We start from the raw sequence: 24459 nt of genomic DNA, 5'->3' as shown, positions 1-24459 counted from the left end.
GTACCAAAGGAGTGATACGGTGACGGCCGCCCTCATGCCCCCATGCGACAATGCTTTCCTCGATTACGGGGAGGAAAAGCGCCCCACCGACATTGTGCGCGACCGCGAGTGCTGGGTCGTGCGTGCGCAATGCCGCGACGTGGACCCCGACGCCCTCTTCGTGCGGGGCGCCGAGCAGCGCAAGGCCGTGCGGATCTGCCTCGGCTGCCCGGTGATGAGCATCTGCCGCGCCGACGCCCTGGATAATAAGGTGGAGTTCGGCGTGTGGGGTGGGCTGACCGAGCGCCAGCGCCGCGCCCTGCTGCGCCGGAACCCGGAGATCACCAGCTGGGCCGACTACTTCGCCGCGGGCGGGAGCCTGCAAGAACTCTGAGACCCCGGCTACAGTGTGGGGCATGACAACTTGGGAATACGCCACCGTGCCGCTGCTGACTCACGCCACCAAGCAGATCCTGGACACCTGGGGCGAGGACGGCTGGGAACTCGTCTCCGTGGTGCCCGGCCCCAACCCGGAGAACGTGGTGGCCTACATGAAGCGCGAGGTGCAGTAGATGACCGTCACCGAGCGTCTCGCAGAACTTGGCATCACCCTGCCGGAGGTCGCCGCCCCCGTGGCGGCCTACGCCCCCGCCGTCCGGGTGGGCAACCAGGTGTGGACCTCCGGTCAGCTGCCCTTCGTGCGGGGTGAGCTTCCCGCCACCGGGCAGGTCGGTGCCGAGGTCTCCGCCGCCGACGCGGCCTCCTACGCCCGTACCTCGGCGCTCAACGCCCTGGCGGCCATCGACGCCCTCGTGGGCATCGACAACGTCCTGCGCGTGGTCAAGGTGGTGGGCTTCGTCTCCTCCGCCCCGGACTTCCACGGGCAGCCCCAGGTGATCAACGGTGCCTCGGAGGTCATCGGGGAAATCTTTGGCGACGCGGGCATCCACGCCCGCTCCGCGGTGGGGGTGGCCGAGCTGCCCCTGGATTCCCCAGTGGAAGTGGAAGTGATCGCGGAAATCCGTTCCTGAGGTATGGGCAGAACTAGCAGGGAGCGCTAAGCTGAAAGGTATGCAGCATCCTGCTTACAGCGAGCTTCGGCCGGTCACCGCATCGGCCTCTGTTGTTCTGTGTCCTAATCCCAGTTACGCCGCGCTGGAGGGCACTAACACGTGGATCGTTCAGGGCCCCGAGGACGAGCGCTCCATCGTCGTGGATCCCGGCCCCGAGGATGAGGGCCACCTCAACGTGGTGCACTCCAAGGCCGGTGAGGTGGGCCTGATCCTGCTCACCCACCGCCATCACGATCACGCCGACGGCGCCCAGCGCTTCCGCCAGCTCACCGGAGCCCCCATCCGCGCCATGGATCCGGCGCATTGCCACGGGGCGGCGGCCCTGGCCGACGGCGAGGACATCACCATCGAGGGGGTCACCCCCCACGTCGAGGTGGTGCATACCCCCGGCCACACCGGGGACTCCGCCTCCTTCTTCGTGTGGTCCGGAACCCCCGGCGAGTCTACGCTGGAGGGGATCATCACCGGCGATACCATCGCGGGCCGCTACACCACCATGATCTCCGAGACGGACGGCGACCTCCGCGATTACCTCGCCTCCCTGGAACTTCTGGAGCGCCGGGGGAAGAACATCCCGCTGCTGCCCGGGCACGGCCCCGACGGCGAGGACACCTCCGCCTTTGCCCGCAAATATATCGACCGCCGCCAGTACCGCCTGGACCAGATCCGCGCGGCGTGGGCGGAACACGGCAGGGACATCGAGCTGCGCGCCCTCATCGACGTGATGTACGACGACGTAGATCCCGTTCTGCGCGGCGCCGCCGAGCAATCCACCCGCGTGGCGCTGCGGTACCTGGAGGAAGAAGCTTAGGCGGCAGGCGCCCGTGGACGCGCAATCGAGGCCCCCGACCGGGGCCTCTTTTTGTGCCCGGCCCCCGGTTTTCTCCTGCCGGGGTGCCGCACCGCGCTGGGGTGCCAGTAGCGGAGGGGCGCCGTCGCGCGGGGCGAGGCGGCACCCCTTGGTGGTGTCGCTCCGCCTTCCCCGCGGCGCGCGAAAGGGTGCCACCTCGGGGGAAGGGTGGGGCATGAGCCGGCTAACGGCACCCCTAGCGTCGGTGGGCGAGGGGAATGATCCTATGCGGTGCCGCCTCCTGTTGTTGCGACCCCTCGACGGTCGCCCGGTGGTACCCTACGGTCGCATCGAGGTCGGGGCTCGCGAAAGAAGATCGTGCCCCGCCCCGATTGCCCGGAGCAATCATGCGCGAAGGGGTGCCGCTTCCCACCGGCCGGGCCGCCGATACCCCGAGGTGGCACCCCGTAGTGTCGTACCAGCGTCCCGCCCCACTTTCCGCGGGCGAAAAAGAACCGGGTCGATCCTTTGAAGGGATCGACCCGGCCCCCGCCTCCGATCACGAGTCGGAGATGAGAAAAGCGGCTAGCGGGCGCGGCGCGCCAGGTGCTCGGTGTCCACGATGAGCACGGACTTGCCCTCGAGGCGGATCCAGCCGCGGTGCGCGAAGGTGGCCAGGGCTTTGTTCACGGTCTCTCGGGAGGCGCCCACGAGTTGGGCAATCTCCTCCTGGGTGAGGTCGTGGTTGACGCGCAGCGCGCCGCCCTCCTGGGTGCCAAAGCGGTTGGCGAGCTGGAGGAGGGTCTTGGCCACGCGGCCGGGCACGTCCGTGAAGATGAGGTCGGCCAGGGAGGCGTTGGTGCGGCGGAGGCGTCGGGCGAGCACGCGCAGCAGCTGCTGGGCGATCTCGGGGTGCTCGTCTACCCACTGACGCAGCATGGCGGCGTCCATTGTGGCGGTGTGCACCTCGGTGACGCACACAGCGGAGGAGGTGCGGGGGCCGGGGTCGAAGATGGAGAGCTCCCCGAACATGTCGGAGGGGCCCATGATGGTCAGGAGGTTTTCGCGGCCGTCGGGGGAGTGGCGGGAGAGCTTCACCTTGCCGGCGGTGATGATGTAGAGGCGATCTCCGGGTTCGCCCTCGTTGAAGATGGTGGAACCGCGGGTGAACCGGGCCGTCTCCATCTCACGGATCAGGTTGTTCACCGCCGTGGGGTCTACGCCCTGGAAGATCCCGGCGCGGGAGAGGATGTCGTGTACAACTTCCACAGTTTCTCCATTCAAGGTACGGACGCAGAACTCCGGACCTTGTCCCCGCGCGCCCCAGGGCGGCAGGGGGAGCACGACCACCTGGTGTGCTCGCGTTATGCTCGTGTCTATCCCGGATCGAGTCTGCGTATTTGGCGTGAAATTGTGAACCTTCGCCTACTGTACAAGGAAGTAGGCTTCCTCGCATGGTATGCGGGTGGCTCGGCGGAGCTCCCGGTGGTTTCCGGGGCGAGGTCCGCTAGTTGGAGTGTATCGGAGTTCCATATTGGTCTATAACTAAGATGGGCGGGGGATCGCGAACGGGCTGGGCAGGGCCGGTGCCGGGGCGGGAATGTCGTGGGGGCGGCGACAATGGCACACTAGAAGGCATGGCCGATCTTGCTCTTGTGCGCCGTGCGCGGCGCATCAACCGGGAGCTGGCGCGGGTCTATCCCGACGCCCGCTGCGAGTTGGTGTACTCCAATCCCCTGGAGCTGACGGTGGCCACGGTGCTGTCCGCGCAGTGCACGGACGAGCGGGTCAATAAGGTCACGCCGGCGTTGTTTCGGCGGTGGCGCAGCGCGGATGATTACGCGCGGGCGGACGAGGCCGAGGTCGCGGAGTATATACGCAGCACGGGGCTGTATCGCTCGAAGGCGCGGCACCTGGTGGGGATGGGCCAGGCGCTGGTGGCGCGCTTCGGCGGCGAGGTGCCGGAGGGCATGGAGGATCTCATGAGCCTGCCGGGGGTGGGTCGCAAGACGGCGCTGGTGGTGCGGGGGAATGCCTTTGGCAAGCCGGGCATCGCGGTGGATACGCACGTGGGCCGGGTGGCGCGTCGCCTGGGGCTGAGCGCGCAGAGCAGTCCGCTCAAGGTGGAGCGCGACCTCATGGAGTTGATCGAGCGTGCGGAGTGGACGATGCTGTCGCATCGGCTGATTTTTCACGGGCGTCGGGTGTGCCAGGCGCGTCGGCCGCTGTGCGGTCGGTGCCCGGTGGCCTCGGACTGCCCTGCGCGCGGGGTGGAGGGGTAGCGGCGGATGAGAAGGCACGTGGTGGGATACGTGGTGGCGATCGTGGTGGTCGCGGCGCTGCTCGCGTGCGCGGTGCCGGGGATGCTGCGGGGCCCACAGGAGCAGGGGGGTGCCGTCGATCCGCAGGCCGCCGGGCAGGACCAGGAGGTGGCCGCGCGCCCGGGGTGTGGGGCCCGCGGCGTGGCCGGGGTGAGTTTGCCGTGCCTGGGGGCCGAGGCCTCGGGGGACGCGGAGTTGAGCGAGGCCGCGGTGGCGGTGGTGAACGTGTGGGCCTGGTGGTGCGGGCCGTGCCGGGAGGAGCTGCCGCTGATGGCGCGCTTTGCCCAGGAACATCCCGAGTACCGGGTGGTGGGCGTGCACGCGGACGTGCAGGCGGCCGCCGGCGCGGCGCTGCTGGAGGAGCTGGGGGTGGGGTTGCCGAGTTTCCAGGATGCGGATAATTCCTTTGCCGGTGCGCTGCGGCTGCCCTCGGTGGTGCCGATCACGGTGGTGGTGCGTTCCGGGGAGGTCGCGGGCGTGTTGCCCAAGGCGTACTCGGACCTGGCGGAGCTGGAGCGTGACGTGCGCGGGGTGTTGGCGTGACGCCGGCGTGGCTGCGGCCGCTGGTGCGGGCGGCCCGCGAGGGGCGGGTATCTACCCCGGGGCGCGCGGTGCGTAACGGGGGTGGGCAGGCGGCCGTGTTGATGGCCTTGTCCGGCGACGCCCGCGCGCTGACCCGGCCGGGGGATGCGTCGGTGCTGCTCACCCACCGGGCCCCGACGATGCGTTCGCACGCCGGTCAGGTGGCCTTTCCGGGCGGGCGGATCGATCCGGGGGATGCCGATCCGGTGGCTGCGGCGTTGCGGGAGGCCTGGGAGGAGACGGGTTTGCGCAGCGCGGAGGTCACGTCCCTGGTCACGCTGCCGCCCACCAGCGTGCGGGCGAGCGGCTCGGCGGTCTACCCGGTCCTGGCCTATCGGCATGATCCTGGTCGGACGTATCCGGCCAGCCCGGAGGAGACGGACGATGTGTTCGAAGCATCGCTTGCCGAACTGATCGACCCCGCCCATCGCCTGACCGTGGGGTGGCGGGGGTGGAGGGGCCCGGCCTTTCGCAGCAATGGCTATGTGGTGTGGGGTTTTACCGCCGCGCTGCTGTCGGGGCTGATCGACGCCGCCGGGTGGGCCGTCCCGTGGGAGCGCGACCGCGTGGTGGAGCTGGGCGAGGCGCTGGCCTCCTCGCGGAATAATGAGATGTGAAAGGGCGGAATCCTGCAAGTGAATCCCGGTGTGATGGTCGATGCGCTCGTGGCCTTTGCCTGCCTGCTGGCCCTGGTGGGCGGGTGGCGCCTGGGCGGGGTGGCCTCTTTTCTCTCCGCGGTGGGGGTGATCGCGGGCCTGGTGGTGGGCGCCGGAATCATGCCCCTAGCGATGTCCAGGGTGGATGCGGCGGGCCTGCGCTTCCTGGTGGCGGTGGGCGTGTTGTTGCTGCTGGTGGCGGTGGGCAACCTGGTGGGCGGACTGCTGGGGGCCTCGGTGCGCCGGGCGCTGCGGGCGCGTTCCTCGGTGCGGGCGGATTCCGCGCTGGGGGCGCTCTTTCAGGTGGCGGTAACGCTGGTAGTGGTGTGGCTGGTGTCTATTCCCGCGGCCACGAGCGTGGGTGGGCAGCTGGCCGCGGGGATTCGGAACTCGCGGATCCTGGGTGCGGTGGATCGCGCGATGCCGGATTCCGCGGCGCAGTGGCCGGCCAAGATCTCCGCCCTGCTTTCCGATACCGGGATGCCGCCGTTGATTTCCCCCTTCGGCCAGGGCCCCGCCCCGGAGGTGGCCGCCCCGAGGATCGAGGTGGAGGACGCGGCCCTGGTGGAGCGGCTTCGGCCCAGCGTGATTCACGTGATGGGCGAGGCCCCCGAGTGCCGCCGACGGCTCATGGGCTCGGGCTTCGTGGCCGCCGAGGACTACGTGATCACCAACGCCCACGTGGTGGCGGGGACCCAGCGGGTGCGCCTGGATACCGCGCTGGGAGTGCGCGACGCCGACGTGGTGTTTTACGACCCGGAGGTGGACATCGCGGTGCTCTACAGCCCCGGCCTGGGCATCGCGCCGCTGGCCTGGGCGGATTACACGGCCCAGACGGGGCAGGACGCCATCGTGATGGGTTTCCCGGAGTCCGGGCCCTTCGAGGCGGCCCCGGCCCGGGTGCGCGAGGCACTGACCATCGCCGGGCCGGATATTTATGCCTCCGGACGCGTTGAGCGCGAAGCCTATACCCTGCGCGGCTCCGTGCGCGAGGGTAATTCCGGCGGCCCGCTTTTCGACGACGCGGGGCGGGTGCTCGGCGTGATCTTTGGGGCCTCGGTGGATCAGACGGACACGGGTTACGCGCTCACCGGGGCGGAGGTGCGCGATCGGGTGGGTAACGTGACGGCGCTGCGTCAGCCGGTGGACACGGGTGGGTGCGTGGCGCGGTGAGTGCCCGCTAGTCGGCACCTTCTCGCACCTCGCCGAGAAAGTCCGCGAGGGCGGCGGTAAAGGCCTCGGGGTTCTCGACGCTGGGCAGGTTCTTGGTGCCGGGGATGTGGCTGCTGCGGCTGCGCGCGGCGGCCCGGGGGGTGAGCCGCGCGGTAGACCGGCGGATCAGGTCGAGCCAGGCCGAGCGCGCCGGGGCGAGCATGAGCGTGGGGGCGGCGACCTTGAGGCCGAGCCACTTGGCGGGCACGGGGGTACTGAGCAGGCGATTGTTGCGTCGCCGCGCGGCATGGGTGGAGCCGATGCGGCGCGCGGTCAGCCGCAGCCGCAGGGCTTCTTCGTAGCGTGCGCTGTGGTGGAAGGAGGCGTCGGTGCTGCGCCGGAGCTGCCAGCGGAAGAGGGCGTCGCGGTGGAGGAGTCGGCGCAGCGGGAATCGCCCGAGCGCCCGGCGCAGGAGGGCGGTGGCGTGGAGCCAGGGGCGGCTGGCGGTGGCGCGGCGCGTGTCCACCGGGTGCGCGGCGGATACACAGACGAGGGCGTCCACGTGGCGGGGTGCGGCCGCGGCGGCGCACCAGGCGACGGCGCCGCCGGTGTCGGTGCCCACGAGGGTGGCCGAGGTATGGCCGAGGGCGCGGATCAGGCCGGTGACGTCGCCCACGGCGGAGCGGATGTCGTAACCGAAGCCGGTGGGTGGTTTATCGGACATGCCGTAGCCTCGCATGTCCGCGGCCACCACGTGGAAGCCACGGTCGGCGAGGAGCGCGAGGACGTCCTTGTAGTCGAACCAGCCGCCGAAGCTGCCGTGCAGCAGGAGGATGAGGGGGTCGGCGGCGTCCCCGGCCTGCGCGACGTGCAAGCGTACCCCGCGGGTGTAGAGGAGGTCGTGGCGGAAGGGGCCGTCGAGGTGCACGACGCTGGGGGAAAGCGGCGGCTCTGCGGCCATGATCACTCCTTGGGTTGGGCTACGGCGGGCGCGGGAAACCTCCCGGCGCGCTCGGTGGCGCGGCGGGAGGCAGGGAGGCGGAGCGAGGCGGGCCTAGCTGTAGAGTCCGCGGTTTTTGTCCTCCAGCTTTTTCTGGGCGGAGCCGGGGACGAGGTTTTTCAGCTCGGTGACGGAGTCGATGGTTTTTTGCGGGGCGCCGAGGCTCTTGACCTTCTTCACGCCGATGAGGGCGAGCACGCCGGCGGTGAGGAGCATGAGCAGGAAGACGATGAGGAGGGAGGCCCAGGCGGGCAGCCAGAGGCTGAGAAGGGCGGCGACGAACATGAAGAAAAAGAACGTGCTGTAGAGCGCGATGGTGCCGGCCGCGCCGAAGAGGCCGCCGCCCACGGCGCCCTTTTTCACCTCGGTGGTCAGCTCGGTCTTGGCTAGTTCCAGCTCGGCGCGAAAGAGGCTGGACATCTGCGAGGTGGCGTTGCTGACCAGGGTGCCGATGGATTCCTGCCCGGTGGAGGCATCGACGTCGCTTAGCGGGATGGATTGCACGCGCGGGGCGAAATCGCTCGGGCCGTCGGTAAAAAAGCCGTCCTTGTTGCTCACTGTGTTATTCCTCCCGGGAGCAGGGTCGTGTCGTTTTTCGCTTCTACATAGTGTAGACGGTAGTGCTCACGCCCACCCTACCGTGCTCGATAGGGTGGGCAGTATGTTTGATGCGCTTCGCCGCCTCGGCTCCGTTGATGCGCTGGCCCGACAGGCCGCCCGGGATATCGCGGCGGTGCATCGCCGCCCGGTGAATCTCCGCCGCTACCAGGTGACCTCCGCCGAGTCGGTGGTGCGGGGTGCGCGCAGCAGCGCGCTGATCGACGCCCCCGATTCCGCCGCCGCGCGCGAGTTCGACCGGATGGGCGGCTACGGCCTGCTCGCGCCGGGGCAGGTGGAGGCCACGGCGCGCACCTGGACGCGCGCCCCGCTGCAGGTGATCGCCCGGCTCGACGTGCTGTGCGGGGGAACTGGGGTGCCGAGCGCGGGGGTGGCGGATCGCCTGCGCGGGGTCGGGGCGCTGGTGGTGGCCGGGGGCGATGATGCCCTGGTGTCGCAGGTGGTGCACGCGGAGATCGCGGCGCGGGGAATGTTCGGGGCGCGCAGCGGACAGGTGGCGCGGGTGGCGGCGCGGGTGGCGGCGGTGGCCGGGGGGTTGGACCCGCGCGGCCTGGCGGTGCCGGAGCCGTATCTGTATCGGCATCGCCGCGAGTATCGCCGGGCGTTGGCGGGGTATGTGGCCTCGGAAGAGGGGGTATCGGCCCTGCTTGAGCTGCTGTTGCGGGCGTGGATCGACGGCGCGCGGGAGGCGGAGTCCATCGCGGCGCTGCTGTGAGGTGCGGCGCGATTTGCGTTGAGGCGGGGGTTGTGGCATAGTAGTTCGTGCAAGGCCCCGATATACTGTGTGGCCTGCCCCGGTCCGCCCCCCGAGACCGGGTTACTTGACGGCCCGCGCACACCCCCCGAGGCGCGGGCCGTCCCTTATGCTTACCCCCCGAGGCGCGCCGCTATACCCCACGTGCGCTAAGGGCCGGTGCGGTTATCCACAGATTTTGGTGGCACGTCAATAAAAAGGGGTGGTTATCCACAGGCTCGCGGGAGCCCCTGGTCGCGGGCGGCTCGACGGCGCACGCTAAGGAGCATGAATCTCTCCGCATTCCTCGTCATCCTCATCGTGATGCACCCGGCGCTTCGCTCCGAGGCCCTTCAGATCGCTGCGGCCAGCGGCATGAAGGTCATCGAGACCACCGAGGCGGCGGAGATCACCCGCCACTATCCGCGCGCCAGCGCCGTGCTCATCGACGCCGAGGCGCGCCACCTCCTCCCGCCCCCGCCGCCGCGCGGCGTCCCGGCGGTCTACCTCCTGGTGCCGGATCCGGGTCCGATCCCGCACCCCACGGTGGTGTCCTGCCGCGCCGATCGCGGCTTTGTGATCCCCGCCCAGGCCACCGATCTTCTACAGGCCCTGGGGCGCAGCGCGCGCGAGAGCGCGTCACCCGCACCGCACCGAGGCCGAGTGCTGGGTGTCCTTGGGGTGCTCGGCGGAGCGGGCGCTTCCACCCTGGCCGTGGTGGTGGCCCGGTGCGCCGCGCGCGGCGGGCAGGCCGTGCTCATCGACGCGGTGGATCGCTCCGGCGGCCTCGATCTGCTCGTGGGCTGCGAGGAGACCCCCGGCGCGCGGTGGCCGGATCTGCACGTGGCGGAGGGCCGCCTTGCGGCCGAAGAACTCGTGGCGGCCCTGCCCGTGCGGGAATCCCTGGCGGTTCTGTCCGCCTCGCGTTCCACCGTGGACGATGGGTACCGGCTCAGCGAGGGGGAATTGCGCGGCGCCGTGGATACCCTGCGGCGCGGGGAGGTGCCGGTGGTGGTGGATCTGCCCGGCGTGGGTGAGCTGAGCCTGGCGGGAGCGCAGGCCTGCGACGAGGTGGTGCTGGTGTGTCCGGCGGAGGTGCGCGCCGGGGCGCGGCTGGCGGGCCTGGCCGCTCACCTGCGGGCATGCGGCGTGGCGGTGAGCGTGGTGGCGCGGCACCGGGGATGGTCCGGCCTGGAGGCCGCGGATATGCAGCATTTGAGCCAGGCCACCGTGGTGGCGCAGGTGCCCACGATCGGGGGCCTGGCGAAGGCCACGGAACTCGGTGGGGTGCCCGCGCGGGCACCACGCGCCCTGCGTGCCGCGGCCAAGGCGGTGTGGCGGTGAGCGTCGTGCGTGAGGAGATCATCGAGAGGGTGCAGCGTCGCCTGATCACCCAGGGCGGTGGGGCTGGCGCGGCGGACATCGCCGCGGCCGTTCGCGCCGAGGCGGGGGCCATCAGCGACGTCGATGTGCTGGCCATCCTGCGCCGCCTGCGCGACGACTCCGTGGGGGTGGGAGCCCTGGAGCCGGTCGTGGCGCTGCCGGGGGTGACGGACGTGGTGGTCAATGGGCCCGGTGGGGTGTGGTTCGATCGCGGCCGTGGGTTGGAGCGCTCCGAGGTGTGTTTTGCCGATGACGCCGCCGTGCGCCGCTTGGCCGCACGGTTGGCGGCGTCCGTGGGCGTGCGCCTCGACGACGCCCAGCCCTTTGCCGACGGTCGCCTGCGCCGGGAGGACGGCACGAGCATTCGCTTTCACGCGGTCTTAAGCCCGCCCTCGGAGTCGGGCACGTGCCTGAGCCTGCGGGTGCTGCGCCAGGCAGCGATGAGCATGGGGCAGCTGGTGTGCGCCGGTACCCTGCCGGAGCCAGTGGCCTCCTGCCTGTGCGCGGCGGTGCGCGCGGGGCGGTCCTACCTGGTGGTGGGCGGCACGGGGACGGGGAAGACCACGCTGCTTTCGGCGCTGCTGGCCGAGGTGCCGGGCGATCAGCGCCTGCTGTGCATCGAGGATACGGCGGAGTTGGCCCCCGCCCACCCGCACGTGGTCAGCCTCGTGGCCCGGGGCGCCAACGTCGAGGGGCGCGGCGAGATCACGCTCGGCGCGCTGCTGCGCCAGGGGCTGCGCATGCGCCCGGATCGCATCGTGGTGGGCGAGATTCGCGGCGCGGAGATCGTGGATCTGTTCTCCGCGCTGAACACGGGCCACGAGGGCGGGGCGGGCACGCTGCACGCCAATTCCCTCGCGGAGGTAGCCGCCCGGATCGAGGCCCTGGCCGCCCTGGGCGGGCTGGATCGCCGGGCGGCGCACAGCCAGTGGATCGCGGCGGTCAGGATGGTGTTGGTGATGCGCCGGGGAGCCGATGGGCAACGCGCGTTGGCGCAGATCGGGGTGGTAGAGCGCGGCCCGGCGGGCGGCGCCGAGGTGCGCGAGGTGTGGCGGGCCGGCGAGCGAGGGGCCTGCCTTGATGAGCTGAGGCAGGCCCTGTCATGGTGAGCCTGATGGGATGCTGCGCGGGGGCGGCGGCCTTGGTGCCCGCCCGGCCGGGGGTACGGTTGGGGCCCTTGCTGCGGCTGAGCAGACCCCGTCGGGTGCGGGGTTGGTGGTGGGCCGCGGTGTGCCTCGTGGGGGCCGTGGTCGCCGGGGCCGTGCCGTGGAGCGTGGTGGCCTCCGGGGGCATCGCGGCGACCACGGGAGGGATCATGGTGCGCTCGCGGCTGCGGCGCGCGCGCCGGGAGCGGCAGCGCCAGCAGCTCGCTGCCGTGCTCGGCGGCGTGTGCCAGCAGGTGCGCAGCGGGGCCGACCCCGCCGCCGCGATGCGCCGCGCGGTGGCCGAACATGAGCGGCTGGATGCGCGGGTGCGCCAGCGGCTGCTTCTGATGGTCTCCGGGGTGGGGGAGGATCCCTCGGGGGCGGAAGAAATCCCGGAGCTGCGCACGGTGGCGCGGGTGTGGGAGGCGGTGCACCGGCACGGGGTGGCCTGCGCGCCGCTGCTCGGGAGGGTCCACGCGGCGTTGGATAAGGATCTGCGCCACGCCTCGGCCACCCGCGCCCGCCTGATGGGTCCGCAATCGACCGCTGTGGTGCTCACGCTGCTGCCCCTCGCGGGGGTGGGCATGGGCACGATGATGGGGGCTAACCCCCTGGGTCTGCTCCTCGGCGGCGGAGTGGGCGGGATGATGTTGATGGCGGGGACCACGCTGGTGTGCGCCGGGGCACTGTGGTCGCAGGCGTTGATCCAGCGGGCGGGAGGCCAGCGATGATGCCCCTCGTGTTGGTGGCCCTCGCGCTGCTGGTGGGACCCCTGGAGACGCGCGGCCGCCGCCTGATTCAGCAGCGAAGCGCCACTCGCCCCCGGGACGGCCCGAGGGCCGGGGGCCTCCGGGGCCTCGCCGCGCGGCTCACCGCGCGCGTGAACGGGGGCGAGCTGCACGCCGTGCCGGCGGTGGCGGCGGACATTGACCTCTACGCCGCGTGCCTGGCCTCGGGGCTGAGCCCCGCGGTCTCGGCGGGGATCGTCGGCGGGTGCAGCACCTCCCCGGCCCGCGAGACCTGGCGCACGATCGCCTCCCTGCTGGCCATCGGGGTATCCCCCGAGCGGGCCTGGGCCGATGCCCGGGACCTGCCCGGACTGCGGGACGTGGCGCGGCTGGCCTGTGGTTCTCACCACAGCGGGGCGGGCTTCGCAGAGGCCGCCGCGCAGGTGGCCGAGGCCATCCGCCACGCCACGGCAGATCGCGCCACCGCCACGGCGGAGCGCGCCGGAGTGCTCATCGCCATGCCGCTGACCCTGTGCTTCCTCCCGGCGTTTTTCCTGCTGGGGTTGGCTCCGGTGCTCGTCGGCGTGGCGCAGACCATCATCTCATCGCACACCTTTGGGTAAGGAAAGGAAACACCTATCATGCATCATCACATCGAACTTGTGCTGGCGGGGATACGAGGGGCGGCGCGCTGCGCCGCGAGCGAAACGCTCCGCCTCGGCCGCGACAATCAAGGCCTGAGCACCATCGAGTACGCCATGGGCACGCTCGCCGCCGCGGCGCTCGCGGCCGTGCTGTACGCGGTGGTCAATAGCTCGGCGGTCTCGGACGCCATCCAGGGAATTATCACCGATGCCCTCAGCAACACGCCGGGCTAAAAGCCCGCGCCGCGCGCTGCCGCGCGGGGCCCAGGGCTCGGTGACGGTGGAGGCCGCCGTGGCGATCGGCGCGCTGATCGTGGTCTTTGCCGCCCTGGTGGCGGGGTTGATTACCCTGGCCGCGCAGGTATCGGCCATCGACACCGCAGGCGCGGCCGCGCGGCAGTACGCCATCTCCGGGGAACGCCTCAGCCCGGAACGCGGCAGCGTGGACATCGCTGAGCAATCGGGACGGATCACCGCCGTGGCCAGCGTGCCCGCGCCCCTGGGCACCATGCGCGCCCGAGCCGTCTTTCCCGCCGAGGCGGCGGAGGAGGCGGGACCTGGGGAGGGGCAGCGGGGTGGGCGACCGTGAGGCGTGGGCGCGGCGAGGCGGGCTACGCCACCGTGCTGGGGGTAGTGCTGTGCGCCGCCTTGGCCGGGTGCACGGTGCTGGCGGTGACGCTCATCGGCGGGGTGATCGCCCAGCACCGCGCACAGGTGGCGGCAGACATGGCCGCCATCGCCGGGGCGCATACCCGGTGGTTCGGTGGGGATTCCTGCCGGGTGGCCGGGCAGGTGGCGCGCGAGAACGAGGCGGAGGCCCTGTGGTGTAGGGAGGAGGGGATGGACATCGCCGTGGCGGTACGGGTTCGGGGGCGGGAGGCCGCCTCACAGGCGGGGCCGCTGTAAGAGGCGAAGCGGGTGGTTGATGAGCTACCGAGCGGCGCCATTGAGCTAAGTCGTGTTGATTAAGTCTGCTCTGAATCCATATGAGCGTGGCGGTGAGGCTGACGACCGCGCGGTAGCTGCGGATGAGCTTGTTAGAACGCATCGCGATTCCGCGCCATTGCTTGAGCTTGGTGAAGCAGCGCTCCACGACGTTGCGGCCCTTGTAGCGTCCCTGCTGCTAGTCGCCGAAGTCGATCGCTCGGCCAGGCGCAGCTTGGTCGTCAGTCCACCGCGAAAGCGCCCGATCCCGTGATCAGGCGGCTCGAACCACGGATTCTTGTGATTCGGTGGAGCCCCCTGCATTCCGCGGGAGGGTCGCGCCGTGCTGATGCACACGCGCGATGGTCGAGTCGATCGAGACGACCCAGTCGATCTTCCCTGCCGCGTCTGCCTGCTTCTGCACCTCAGCCAGCAGCTTCTCCCAGGTACCGTCCTCCAAGATTCACCCAGCCGACAGCGAAACCACTTGATCAACACGCCCTAGGTGGCTCGGTACATTGGCGTAGTCATGCGGCAACTCCTGCAGGGTAAATGACGTAGCCCCGACAGAGTGCACCGGGCATACCCGTGTTTAGTTCCACGTCCAGCTGGCCACCGCCAACGCGAAGCGTCGGCGTCGCCGAGCATCTCCGCAGCAATACAGGCCGGAGCCGACCCGCACGAGGAAAAGCCCCCACCGTCGGTGTGACGGTGGGGGCTTGTGAAAGAGAATGCCCCTATGCGGGGGTGGCTATCCGCTTGAAGTACCTCGAGTGCGACCTCTCAAGCGCACTTCGGTCAGCAGCGGACACAGCAACAATCTCGATGTCGCTGTCTCGTCGAGCGATGTCTCTATGCAGACGCTCTTGCGTTGCTTCCAGCAGGGACGCGTACTCGGTGAGGTCCATTTCACCAGTGGATCGATGGTACTCGATGACGAAACCAGGCATAACTATGGTTCTCCTAGCGTGGCGTGGTGATCTCGCAGTTCCTCCATGCTACCGCGTGCAGCGATAAAATATTTGGATTGCATGGTTAACTGTTCGGTCAGGGAAGCCTGCAGTCGGCTGATCTTGTCACGGTCAGTGGCATCGAGAGCATCCTCCGTCTCCAGTGCCGACGACTGCGCGTCGAGAGAGATCATCGACATCCATGCTTTCTCTACCGCGTAGCTCTCATCGCTCTGCTTCCAGAGCTCACGAAGGATGGCCCCCTTCTTCCCTTCCGCATCCTCGGAGTACCGGATATCTCTTCCCAGCATGTCAGAAACAACTTCATATAGGTTCGCCCAGTGCGATTGGAGCTTCGTTCGCACTTGCACCTCGAGTCGAGCCGAGGGAGACATGACATGCAAGTGGACACCCCGGTAACCGCTGTGAGGAGCCTCTCGAATGTCCTTGACTCTCACCTCGGTGGCTCCTACTTCGAGGAGGGCCGAACGAATCCGGTCAACCACCAAGTCCTGGCCTTCTAGCGTAAATGTTCCGTCAACCCGGAGACCTGCAATGTCCTGGATACGAGCAAGCGGTGTGGTGTTCCCGCTCTCCTTCTGACGGCGAAGTTTCTGCCTCGTGGTGTCCTCCGTTTTGATGCGAGAACTCAGTGTCAGATGGTGCTCGTCTTCGAACTGGTAGAAGTACTGTGCTTGTTGACAGTAGTCGTTCCTGGTCTGCGTCAGGATGGGGGCGATCGCGCTCGTCGCTATCCCAATCGGCTGGGCATGCTAAAGAAACCAGTCCGCGTACTGTTGCTTATCGAAGGGCTTGCCATCACGCATGGCCTCGCCGAGCCTGTTTATCGATGACTTGCTCCACCTGTATGGTTCGGCGAGACTCTCAATCATGCTCATACGTTACCTTATCCGCTGGTCGGGGAGCAGCACGCCTGGGGGATTGACGGCGCTCAACACGCCCTAGGCGCCCTAAAGGAAACCGCCGCGAGCGCCCCGAGCAGCCGGAGTGCCCCCTGCTTGCTCAGCGGGTGGTTCCCGTTGCCGCACTTGGGCGACTGCACGCAGGAGGGGCACCCCGCCTCGCAGGGACATGAGCGCACCGTCTCGACGGTGGCGCGCATCCACTCGGCAAAGCGCTCGAAGCCGCAGTCGGCGAAGCCCGCCCCACCGGGGTGGCCGTCGTAGACGAACACGGTGGGCAGCCCGGTGTCGGGATGGGCGACGGTGGACAGGCCGCCGATGTCCCAGCGGTCGCAGGTAGCCAGCAGCGGCAGCATCCCGATGGCGGCGTGCTCGGCGGCGTGGAGGGCACCCGGCCACGCCGCGGCGTCCAGGGCGATCTCGTCGAGAAAGGAGGGCTCCACGGTGTAGGCCACGGCCCGGGTGGTCAGGGTGTGCACGGGCATGTCCAACGCCACGGTGTCCATGAGGGTGCCGTCGGGGCGGCGCACCACGTAGCCGACCACCTGCCGGGATACCTCCACGTCGAGGCAACACAGCCGCACTCCGGGGGCAAGATCGCGCGCCGGGCGGGCTTCGGCGAGCACCCGCACCTTTGTGGTGCTGCGGGCAAAGGTGGTGTAGTCGGCGTCGGTGGGGCGCACGAGCGCCACGGCGTCGTCCAGGTGGAGCTCCTCGACCACGTAGGTCTCGCCCTGGTGGAGGTAGATCGCGCCGGGGTGTACCTGGGCGGGGGCGCGGGCGGCGTCGATGGTGCCCAGCAGGCGGCCGTCGCTGGCATCGACGATGGGCACGTCGCCGCTGGTATCCCCGCGCAGCCTGAGTGCGGCGTGCGCGGTGGTGGCGCTATCGTCCACGGCGAACCAGCCGCGCGGGCGGCGGCGCAGCACCCCCTGGGCGGCAAGATCGGCGGCTACTTCGGCGGCGTCGAGGTCCTCGATGTCGTGGTCGCTCAAGGCAAGCTCCACCGCCGCGCAGCGGAGGTGGCCGCGCAGCACGTGGGGATTGTGCGGGTCGAACACGGCACGCTCGAGGGGGCGGCGCAGCAGGGCCTCGGGGTGGTGGACGAGGTAGGTATCCAGGGGATCGTCGCGGGCCACGAGCACCGCGATCGCCTCCTGGCCGCGCCGCCCCGCGCGCCCGGCCTGCTGCCACAGGGAGGCCACCGTGCCCGGGAAACCGGCGGTGACCACGGCGTCGAGCCCGCCGACGTCGATGCCCAGCTCCAGGGCGTTGGTGGTGGCCACCCCCAGCAGCTCCCCGGAGTCGAGCTGGCGTTCCACCGCGCGGCGATCCTCCGCCAGGTACCCGGCCCGGTAGGAGCGCACGCGCCCGGCGGCCTGATCCCTGCCCATCGCCCGCAGCTCCTCGGCGGCCAGCAGGGCGGTGGCCTCGGCAGAACGCCGCGAGCGCACGAAGGTCAGGGTGCGCGCCCCCTGGGCGACGAGCGCGGCCATGAGCCCGGCGGCCTCGGAGGCGGCGGAGCGACGCACCGGGGCGGCCTGCTCGCCCTCGTGGTCGGGCAGAAAGCCCGGCTCCCACAGCACCACGGTGCGCGCGCCGGAGGGGGAGGTATCGTCGGTGATGGCATGTACGTGCAGGCCGGTGAGCCGCGCGGCGTGATCGGCGGGGTCGGCCGAGGTGGCGGAGGCCAGAAGGAAGGTGGGGTGCGCCCCGTAGTGGGCGGCCACGCGCCGCAGCCGGCGCAGCACCAGGGAAACGTGCGCGCCGAAGATGCCCCGGTAGACGTGGGATTCGTCGATGATGACGTAGCGCAGCCGCCGCCACAGGCGCGCCCAGCGCGGGTGATGCGCTAGCAGCGAGGCGTGCAGCATGTCCGGGTTGCTCAGCAGGAAGCGCGACTGCTCGCGGATGCCCGCACGCGCCTCGGCGGGGGTATCGCCGTCGTAGGGCGCGGGGTGGACCCCGCCGAGGTCGTCCACGGCCCGGCAGAGTCGCCGCAGGTGGCGCAGCTGATCGGAACCCAGCGCCTTGGTGGGGGTGAGGTAGAGCGCGCAGGCGGTGGGGTCGGCGGCAAGCTCGGTGAGCACCGGAAGCAGGTAGCCCAGGGACTTGCCCGAGGAGGTGCCGGTGGCGATGATGGTGTGCCGGCCTACGCGGGCAGCCTCGGCGGCCTGCGCCTGGTGGGCATAGAGGCGGCCGACGCCCTGTTCTGCCAGGTAGGCGCGCAGGCCGGGCAGCACCCACTCCGGCCACGCGGCGTGGCGGGCTGGGCGCGCCGGGATGGTGGAGGAGTGCGTGCAGCGCGAGCCCGGGAAGCGGTCGTGGAGCGCGGCGAGGAGTTCTTCTCCCGGGGATGGAGGCGGTGCCATCGGAGTGTGTTACCCCCTTTTGAGGTTAATCGGACTGCGTGTGGCCTGGGATTTTATCGAAATAGGCCTCCGATACTATCGCGCGGGGCTAAAACATGACACACTGGTGCGAGGTCGCAGTTTCTGTGCGCAGTGTGTAGGCGCTCGCAGGAGATGAACATGCGGGCGCCCGGGGCCGCTGCCGGTACCGGGTGGTTTGATGAGACCCGTTTCCCGTCGGCGCAGACAGAGCGTCGGCACAGAACCAGAAGAAAAGGTTGTACAAGCATGGCACAGGGAACTGTTAAGTGGTTCAATGCCGAAAAGGGCTTTGGCTTCATCGCCCCCGAGGACGGCTCTGCTGACGTTTTTGTTCACTATTCCGAGATCCAGGGTAATGGTTTCCGTACCTTGGAGGAGAATCAGCGTGTGGAGTTTGAGATCGGTGAGGGTGCTAAGGGGCCTCAGGCTCAGCAGGTGCGTGCTCTTTAGGTCGCGTTGCGTAGGGGCCGCATGCCGGGTTAGTGCCCGGTGTGTGGTTCTTTTTGTGTATTGAGGCTGCGGGGCTTATGGGGTGAGAGGGTTCGGTGGTGTTGTGGTTGCTCATGGGTGTGTGGGCAAGGGTGGTGTCGTAGCTGTGCCTGCTTTTGAATCCAGTGTGCTCACCAACAAGGCGCGGGGATGCTTAGCTGGCTCTGGCTAAACATAGATGGAGTCAAAAGTGAGGAATACCTCATCGCTGTTATCCCTGGCATGATTGAGGAGGTCAATCCAGTTTTCTCCGGGATCGGCTTCTTCTCCTGTCACGGGGTTTCACCCAGATGGATCACATCCTCAAGAAGATATGCCGGGGTTGGGCCAGCACAGCCCCTGTTCGGGAAGCGGGAAACAGCTTGTGGTCGGGCGCGCCATCCACCAACCTCCGCAAGACCCCACAGACGCAAGCCCCCAAAGGGCCCTACGCCCGCGATACCCCCGAGCGCACCTCGGAGTAGTCGGTGAAGCGGGCCTGGATCTTGTCGATGCTGATGCCCACCAGCGTGCCGAGGGCAAGGCCCAGAACCAGTCCCACCAGGGGGTAGTCCTGCACCACGTAGCCGCCGAGGTAGCCGATGAAGCCCGCTTGGAGCGCCCAGATGAGCACCCCGAGGGTGTCGAAGAAAAAGAATGTGCGCCACGGGTAGCGCATGGAGCCCAGGGAGAGGGTGAGCACCAGGCGGCCCCAGGGGATGAAGCGGGCGATGATGATGGTGAATCCGGCGCGTTTGTTCATGTTGGCCGATACCCAGCGCAGGGAGGCGGCGAGTTTGCTCTTGGGCGGGGCGGAGCGGATGAATTGCACGAAGCGAGTGCCCAGCAGGTAGCACACGTTATCGCCGAGGATGGCAAAGACGATGCCCACCCCGATGACGCCCCAGATGTTGGGTTGCCCGGTGCTGCCGGACCAGGCTCCGGCCATGGTGAGGATGGATTCGCTGGGGAAGAAGGGGATGAGGCAGTCGAGGAAGACCATGCTGGCGGTCAGGGGGTAGAACCATGCGGAGGACATGAAGAGTTCTAGCCATGCCTCGATCTGATGGGTCATGCCTTACCTCCGTGGGGAGCCGGTGTCTGGGGGGTGCTGGGTGCTGTGGAGTGGCCCGCCATTAGGGGTGCATTGTAGTAGGTGTCTGGTGGCGGGGGTGGTTGTGTACTACTCCATGCCGGAGGATCACCCCATACGTTCTTTCGGCGTTCCGCTTGACGACCTGCCGGCGCTCCGCAGCCCCAGCAACCCACACCCAGCAACTCCCCGCCAGCCGCCAACACCTCAAGCACCACCGTGCGCCCCGCGCGTGAGCGCACCATTAAATACTGTGCCCGGTGGCTGTGTACGGTGTACGTGTAGTAGTTATTCGTTGCGCGAGGGAAGGGATGTACTCCCGTGGCAGATGCTAAGGCGCCGGGCGTGAAGCGCTTGGTGATTGTGGAGTCGGCAACCAAGGCGAAGAAGATTCAGCCTTATCTTGGCGATGATTACATCGTCGAGGCGTCGGTGGGCCACATCCGTGACCTGCCGCGCGCGGCAGCGGACGTTCCCGCCAAGTATAAGAAGGAGCCGTGGGCGCGCCTGGGCGTGGACACCGAGCACGGCTTCAAGCCGCTGTACGTGGTGAGCGCGGATAAGAAAAAGAAGGTGGCGGACCTCAAGGCCAAGCTCAAGCTGGTGGACGAGCTGCTGCTGGCCACGGACCCCGACCGCGAGGGCGAGGCCATCGCCTGGCACCTGCTGGAGGTGCTCAAGCCCAAGGTGCCGGTGCGGCGCATGGTGTTCAATGAGATCACCAAGTCCGCGATCCTGGTGGCGGCGGAGAATACCCGCGAGTTGGACGATCATCTGGTGGACGCGCAGGAAACGCGGCGCATCCTGGATCGCCTCTACGGTTACGAGGTCTCCCCGGTGTTGTGGAAGAAGGTCATGCCCCGGTTGTCCGCAGGCCGCGTGCAGTCCGTGGCCACCCGCGTGATCGTGGAGCGCGAGCGCGAGCGCATGGCCTTTACCTCGGCGGAGTATTGGGACGTGGCGGCCACGATGGATACGGGGGCCGCGCAGTCCGATCCCGATAATCCGCGCGAGTTCGTGGCGCGGTTGACCCGCCTGGGCGGCAAGAAGGTGGCCCAGGGGCGGGACTTTAACGACGCCGGCCAACTCAAGGGCGCGGCCAAGGCGGATCTGGTGGTGGACAAGGAGCGCGCCGAGGCGTTGGCCGAGGCGCTGGAGGGGGCGTCCGCCCGGGTGGTGGACGTGGAGGAAAAGCCCTATACCCGCCGCCCCTATGCGCCGTTTATGACCTCCACGTTGCAGCAGGAGGCCGGGCGTAAGCTGCATTACACCTCGGAGCGCACCATGCGCATCGCGCAGCGGCTCTACGAAAACGGCTTCATTACTTACATGCGTACCGATTCCACCTCGCTGTCCTCCCAGGGCACGCAGGCCGCCCGGGAGCAGGCCCGCGAGCTGTACGGGGAGGCCTTCGTGGCGTCCGCGCCGCGGCGCTACGACCGCAAGGTGAAAAACTCCCAGGAGGCCCACGAGGCCATTCGGCCCGCCGGTGAGCGCTTTGCCACCCCCGGCCAGCTGCACGGCCGGCTGGATGCCGAGGAGTACAAGCTCTACGAGCTGATCTGGCAGCGCACCGTGGCCTCGCAGATGGCGGATGCCAAGGGCACCTCGCTCAAGGTCACGCTGAGCGCGCAGGCCGAGGGGGAGGAGGCGGAGTTTGCCGCCACCGGGCGCACCATCACCTTCCCCGGCTTCCTGCGGGCCTACGTGGAGACGAGCAGGCTCAGCGACGGCCGCGACGTGGCCGATAATGCCGAGCGGCACCTGCCGCGCCTGCGCGAGGGCGATGCGCTGACGGCCACACGCCTGAGCGCCGATGGGCACGCCACCAACCCGCCCGCCCGCTACACGGAGGCCAGCCTGGTCAAGAAGATGGAGGATCTGGGTATTGGGCGGCCTTCCACGTATGCCTCCATCATTAAGACCATCCAGGATCGCGGCTACGTGATGGTGCGCGGCAACGCCCTGGTGCCCAACTGGGTGGCCTTTGCCGTGGTGGGCCTGCTGGAAAACAACTTCTCCGCGCTGGTGGATTATGACTTCACCTCCTCGATGGAGGACAAGCTCGATGAGATCGCCACCGGCCTGGCCCACGGCGCGGACTGGTTGGGCGGCTTCTACTTTGGCAACGGCGAGGCCAAGGAGGACGTGGCGGACGCGATCGCCCGCCGCGGGGGGCTCAAGGCTCTGGTGGGAGACAACCTGGAACACATCGACGCCCGCCAGGTCAATTCCCTGCACCTGTGCGACGACGCCGAGGGCCGCGCCATCAACGTGCGGGTGGGCCGCTACGGCCCCTACATCGAGCGCCAGGTGGGCACCACCGCCGAGGGTGAGCCGGAGTATCAGCGGGCGAACCTCTCGGTGGATACCACCCCGGAGGAGCTGACCCTGGAGGCGGCAGAAAGGCTCTTTGCCACCCCCCAGGGCGGCCGCGAGCTGGGTATCAACCCCGCCAACGGGCGAGTGATCGTGGCCAAGGAGGGCCGCTACGGGCCGTACGTGACCGAGCAGCTCGGGGAGGACGAGCAGGGCCGCGCCGAGGCCGAGGCGGAGAAGGTCGTGGCCACCGAGCGCGCCGAGGAGGACAAGCGGCGCGCCGCCGAGGGCAAGCGGGCCAAGAACTGGGGCACCAAGACCGCCGCCAAGCAGAAGGAAAAGCGCATCGCCGCGCTGGTGGAGGAGACCCTCAAGCCCGCCACTGCCTCCCTGTTTAACTCCATGGAAACCGGCACAGTGACGTTAGAGCAAGCCCTGCAACTGCTCTCCCTGCCGCGCGAGGTGGGGGTGGATCCCGCCGACGGCAAGGTGATCACCGCGCAGAACGGCCGCTACGGGCCGTACCTGAAGAAGGGCTCCGATTCCCGCTCCCTGGCCAGCGAGGAACAGATCTTTAGCGTGACCCTGGAGGAGGCCCGGCGCATCTACGCCGAGCCCAAGAGGCGCGGTCGCGCCGCCGCCAAGCCGCCCCTGAAGCGGCTGGGCGATAACGACGTCTCCGGACGTCCGATGAGTGTCAAGGACGGCCGATTTGGTCCATACGTCACCGACGGGCAAACCAATGCTTCGCTGCGCAAAGGTGATACCCCGGAAGCGATGACCGACGAGCGCGCCAACGAGCTTCTCTCGGAGCGACGGGCCAAGGTGAAGTAGGCACCTTGCTGGTAGCTCGCCCTCCGTGCGGGTACCCTTACGCTTCCATTCCGATACGAAGCTGTTCCCCGAGCGGCCATAAGGTATAGCTATAAGGTTTTTGGCCTGGGGTACAAAAGTCTATGGGGCAGCCAAGCTCCGCGAATCTTGTTCCGGCGGCCGGAGCTTGCTAGAGTGGGTATTGTTTTCTATCTATGCCCTTAGAGCGTTTGGAGTGAGTAGATGATCAATCTTGGCAGTGGTAAGGCCTCTCCCTGGAGGGGGGGTGGTCTCCTGTGATGAAGCGTTCGATTGCTAGCTCCCCGGCGAGGGTAATCACCATCCTGCTCGCCGTTCTGGCACTGGTGCTTGGTTCTGTGCATGCTGCGCCTATGGCGCATGCGGATGAGCATAATAAGTATGGAACTGATTCTTTTCCTGGGACTCCGGTAGATGAATTCCCGGGAGCGGTAAAAGATCTTGATTTTGCCAAAAAGCTTATCTCCAATAATTTTGGCGTGGTTGGAAGTCAAAAAATTGGTTTTGGTTTTTGTATTGATTTGGGCTTTAAAGCTCCTAAGGATCCTGCTCTAAGTGCCGGTACCGCTGGTGAGGTTACCGATGTTGATTTTTTGGAGTCGGGCTATCAAAAACTAACCCATATTGGTAGTCAGGGTCCGGGTCGAGATGGTAAAACAAACATTGTTCCGCTCGAGGGCGAATTTCGAGATTCTCTAATTCATCTTGTTCGTCAATATACTGATATGGCTAGAAATGGTGGTGAAGGGGTTGATAGGCAAGAGGCTGCAAAAATGCATCTTGCCATTTGGGCCATTAGCTCAACCTCCGCCCGCACGCGTAATAATCTGTATCAGAATATTTTTCTTGGTGATGGAGATCCGAACCTTAGGATGAGTCCTGAGGAATTTACAAGATTAACAGGTATGGAAATCGTTGGCGATAATCCTGCCCATCTATATCTTAGGCCTGTTAAAAATTTCCGCGATATCATTCCTGAGGCTAAAAAATCCGATTATATCACTGTCATTGTCCCTAAAGGATATGACATTGATAAGTTTGTCAATCTGACCGGCAAGGAACTCGGTGGCGCTCCACAGAGATTTATACCAATCGATCAGCCTGGCCTGAGTCCGGAAAGCCCTGCTCGGCCGACTTCCGAGGTTCCCTCGCCTGAGGAGGTTACCCCTGTCACCTCGGAGCGTCCTGCCCCGGTGAAGTCGGAGATTGGTACGTCTGCTGCGTTTGCTGAGGGTGCTGATCGGGTGAAGGCTGGCGCCACGGTGAATGACACGGTGACGTATAAGAACCTGGTTCCGGGTAAGGTTTACACTCTTGAGGCGCAGTTGGTGGATAAGGCTGATGCGTCTAAGGTGTTGGGTTCTGGTCTTAAGGAGTTCACGCCGGAGAAGGCTGATGGTGAGGTTGTTGTTCCGATTAAGGTGAACGATGCTGTGACCGAGCCGGTGGCTGCTGCGGTGGCGTTTGAGACGTTGAAGTCGGATGATGCTAAGGCGCAGGAGAGTCGTGCTGAGTCGTTGACGGATGGTTCTGTGCCTTCTGGTGATGTGATTGCTGATCACAAGGACATCAATGATGCTGCTCAGACGGTGGAGTCTGAGAAGGATGAGCCGCAGTCGGCTGATATTCAGCTGAAGAAGTACATCGGTGGTAAGTCTGAGGTTGCTTCTGTGGAGGCGGCTGAGGGGTTGAAGGATTCTCAGACTGAGGCGGAGGCGTATAAGGCTTCTGCT

Annotated in this window: 24 protein-coding genes and 1 pseudogene; 19 read left to right on the top strand and 6 right to left on the bottom strand. The window is 67.7% G+C overall.

Annotated features, from left to right (window positions below):
- Positions 1-19 precede the first annotated feature (19 nt).
- Genes H7347_RS08330 through H7347_RS08315 form a run of 4 tightly spaced genes read left to right on the top strand, consistent with a single transcriptional unit; the run spans position 20 to position 1863 of the window.
- Entirely contained in the window at positions 20-373 is a 354-nt protein-coding gene (locus H7347_RS08330) for a WhiB family transcriptional regulator (RefSeq protein ID WP_370513945.1), read from the top strand.
- 22 nt (positions 374-395) lie between these two features.
- A complete protein-coding gene (locus H7347_RS08325; protein WP_152823061.1) occupies positions 396-551 on the top strand; it encodes a DUF4177 domain-containing protein in 156 nt (51 codons plus the stop codon).
- A complete protein-coding gene (locus tag H7347_RS08320; RefSeq protein WP_152823060.1) occupies positions 552-1010 on the top strand; it encodes a RidA family protein in 459 nt (152 codons plus the stop codon).
- A gap of 40 nt (positions 1011-1050) precedes the next feature.
- A complete protein-coding gene (locus tag H7347_RS08315; protein WP_152823059.1) occupies positions 1051-1863 on the top strand; it encodes an MBL fold metallo-hydrolase in 813 nt (270 codons plus the stop codon).
- 564 nt (positions 1864-2427) lie between these two features.
- On the opposite strand, the gene glxR is transcribed toward H7347_RS08315, so the two are convergent.
- Complete coding sequence (gene glxR, locus H7347_RS08310) at positions 2428-3111, bottom strand: CRP-like cAMP-activated global transcriptional regulator GlxR (protein ID WP_186337404.1); 684 nt, start codon at positions 3109-3111, stop codon at positions 2428-2430.
- A 368-nt stretch (positions 3112-3479) separates the two neighbouring features.
- Between glxR and nth the strand changes: the two genes are divergently transcribed.
- The 4 genes from nth to H7347_RS08290 are packed head-to-tail and all read left to right on the top strand — an operon-like array spanning position 3480 to position 6574.
- The gene (gene nth, locus H7347_RS08305) at positions 3480-4124 is read left to right on the top strand and encodes an endonuclease III (protein ID WP_152823057.1); all 645 of its coding nucleotides are present in this window, start codon (positions 3480-3482) and stop codon (positions 4122-4124) included.
- 6 nt (positions 4125-4130) lie between these two features.
- Positions 4131-4706, top strand: a complete 576-nt coding sequence (locus tag H7347_RS08300) for a redoxin domain-containing protein (protein WP_152823056.1) — start codon at positions 4131-4133, stop codon at positions 4704-4706.
- Complete coding sequence (locus H7347_RS08295) at positions 4703-5362, top strand: CoA pyrophosphatase (RefSeq protein WP_186337403.1); 660 nt, start codon at positions 4703-4705, stop codon at positions 5360-5362. Before H7347_RS08300 ends, H7347_RS08295 begins: the two co-directional genes overlap by 4 nt.
- 33 nt (positions 5363-5395) lie before the next feature.
- A complete protein-coding gene (locus tag H7347_RS08290; RefSeq protein ID WP_152823055.1) occupies positions 5396-6574 on the top strand; it encodes a MarP family serine protease in 1179 nt (392 codons plus the stop codon).
- Between the two features lie 7 nt (positions 6575-6581).
- Here the strand turns inward: H7347_RS08290 and H7347_RS08285 are convergent, their stop codons facing one another.
- Together H7347_RS08285 and H7347_RS08280 are read right to left on the bottom strand one after the other, a co-directional pair.
- A complete protein-coding gene (locus H7347_RS08285; protein WP_152823054.1) occupies positions 6582-7514 on the bottom strand; it encodes an alpha/beta fold hydrolase in 933 nt (310 codons plus the stop codon).
- Between the two features lie 93 nt (positions 7515-7607).
- A complete protein-coding gene (locus H7347_RS08280) occupies positions 7608-8111 on the bottom strand; it encodes a phage holin family protein (protein WP_186337402.1) in 504 nt (167 codons plus the stop codon).
- 103 nt (positions 8112-8214) lie between these two features.
- On the opposite strand from H7347_RS08280, the gene H7347_RS08275 reads away from it, so the two are divergent.
- The 8 genes from H7347_RS08275 (at position 8215) to H7347_RS08240 (ending at position 13710) form a co-directional block, all read left to right on the top strand.
- Positions 8215-8886, top strand: a complete 672-nt coding sequence (locus tag H7347_RS08275) for a hypothetical protein (RefSeq protein ID WP_227659094.1) — start codon at positions 8215-8217, stop codon at positions 8884-8886.
- 306 nt (positions 8887-9192) lie between these two features.
- Positions 9193-10248, top strand: coding sequence for a septum site-determining protein Ssd (gene ssd, locus H7347_RS08270; protein WP_152823053.1), 1056 nt, complete (start codon positions 9193-9195; stop codon positions 10246-10248).
- Between the two features lie 5 nt (positions 10249-10253).
- A complete protein-coding gene (locus H7347_RS08265) occupies positions 10254-11396 on the top strand; it encodes a TadA family conjugal transfer-associated ATPase (protein WP_186337423.1) in 1143 nt (380 codons plus the stop codon).
- Positions 11390-12163 carry a type II secretion protein F gene (locus tag H7347_RS08260; RefSeq protein WP_152823052.1) on the top strand — a complete coding sequence of 258 codons (774 nt, stop codon included), beginning with the start codon at positions 11390-11392 and terminating at the stop codon, positions 12161-12163. The genes H7347_RS08265 and H7347_RS08260 overlap by 7 nt, the downstream gene beginning before the upstream one ends.
- Entirely contained in the window at positions 12160-12783 is a 624-nt protein-coding gene (locus H7347_RS08255; RefSeq protein WP_152823051.1) for a type II secretion system F family protein, read from the top strand. Before H7347_RS08260 ends, H7347_RS08255 begins: the two co-directional genes overlap by 4 nt.
- An 18-nt stretch (positions 12784-12801) precedes the next feature.
- Positions 12802-13038, top strand: coding sequence for a DUF4244 domain-containing protein (locus tag H7347_RS08250; RefSeq protein ID WP_152823050.1), 237 nt, complete (start codon positions 12802-12804; stop codon positions 13036-13038).
- Positions 13013-13393, top strand: a complete 381-nt coding sequence (locus tag H7347_RS08245; RefSeq protein WP_152823049.1) for a hypothetical protein — start codon at positions 13013-13015, stop codon at positions 13391-13393. The genes H7347_RS08250 and H7347_RS08245 overlap by 26 nt, the downstream gene beginning before the upstream one ends.
- Complete coding sequence (locus H7347_RS08240; protein ID WP_152823048.1) at positions 13390-13710, top strand: Rv3654c family TadE-like protein; 321 nt, start codon at positions 13390-13392, stop codon at positions 13708-13710. Before H7347_RS08245 ends, H7347_RS08240 begins: the two co-directional genes overlap by 4 nt.
- A 970-nt stretch (positions 13711-14680) precedes the next feature.
- Here the strand turns inward: H7347_RS08240 and H7347_RS08230 are convergent.
- Both H7347_RS08230 and H7347_RS08225 read right to left on the bottom strand, forming a co-directional pair.
- Positions 14681-15319 carry a RelA/SpoT domain-containing protein gene (locus H7347_RS08230; RefSeq protein ID WP_370513949.1) on the bottom strand — a complete coding sequence of 213 codons (639 nt, stop codon included), beginning with the start codon at positions 15317-15319 and terminating at the stop codon, positions 14681-14683.
- A 311-nt stretch (positions 15320-15630) separates the two neighbouring features.
- Positions 15631-17973, bottom strand: coding sequence for a DEAD/DEAH box helicase (locus H7347_RS08225; protein ID WP_152823046.1), 2343 nt, complete (start codon positions 17971-17973; stop codon positions 15631-15633).
- Positions 17974-18240: 267 nt separating this feature from the next.
- On the opposite strand from H7347_RS08225, the gene H7347_RS08220 reads away from it, so the two are divergent.
- Complete coding sequence (locus H7347_RS08220) at positions 18241-18444, top strand: cold-shock protein (protein ID WP_055122404.1); 204 nt, start codon at positions 18241-18243, stop codon at positions 18442-18444.
- A 466-nt stretch (positions 18445-18910) separates the two neighbouring features.
- Here H7347_RS08220 and H7347_RS08215 read toward each other — a convergent pair whose 3' ends face one another.
- Complete coding sequence (locus H7347_RS08215) at positions 18911-19537, bottom strand: DedA family protein (protein WP_152823045.1); 627 nt, start codon at positions 19535-19537, stop codon at positions 18911-18913.
- 339 nt (positions 19538-19876) lie between these two features.
- Here H7347_RS08215 and topA point away from each other — a divergent pair.
- Both topA and H7347_RS08205 read left to right on the top strand, forming a co-directional pair.
- A pseudogene (gene topA, locus H7347_RS08210) lies at positions 19877-22699 on the top strand (type I DNA topoisomerase); the annotation flags it as partial.
- Positions 22700-22986: 287 nt separating this feature from the next.
- Positions 22987-24459: VaFE repeat-containing surface-anchored protein (locus H7347_RS08205; protein WP_227659095.1), on the top strand; the 1473-nt coding region annotated here is incomplete at its 3' end.

This window comes from Corynebacterium sp. zg-331 (assembly GCF_014267345.1).
Taxonomy (GTDB): Bacteria; Actinomycetota; Actinomycetes; order Mycobacteriales; family Mycobacteriaceae; genus Corynebacterium.
The sequence above is the reverse complement of the archived record's forward strand: the minus strand, read 5'-3'. Positions and strand labels throughout refer to the sequence as shown.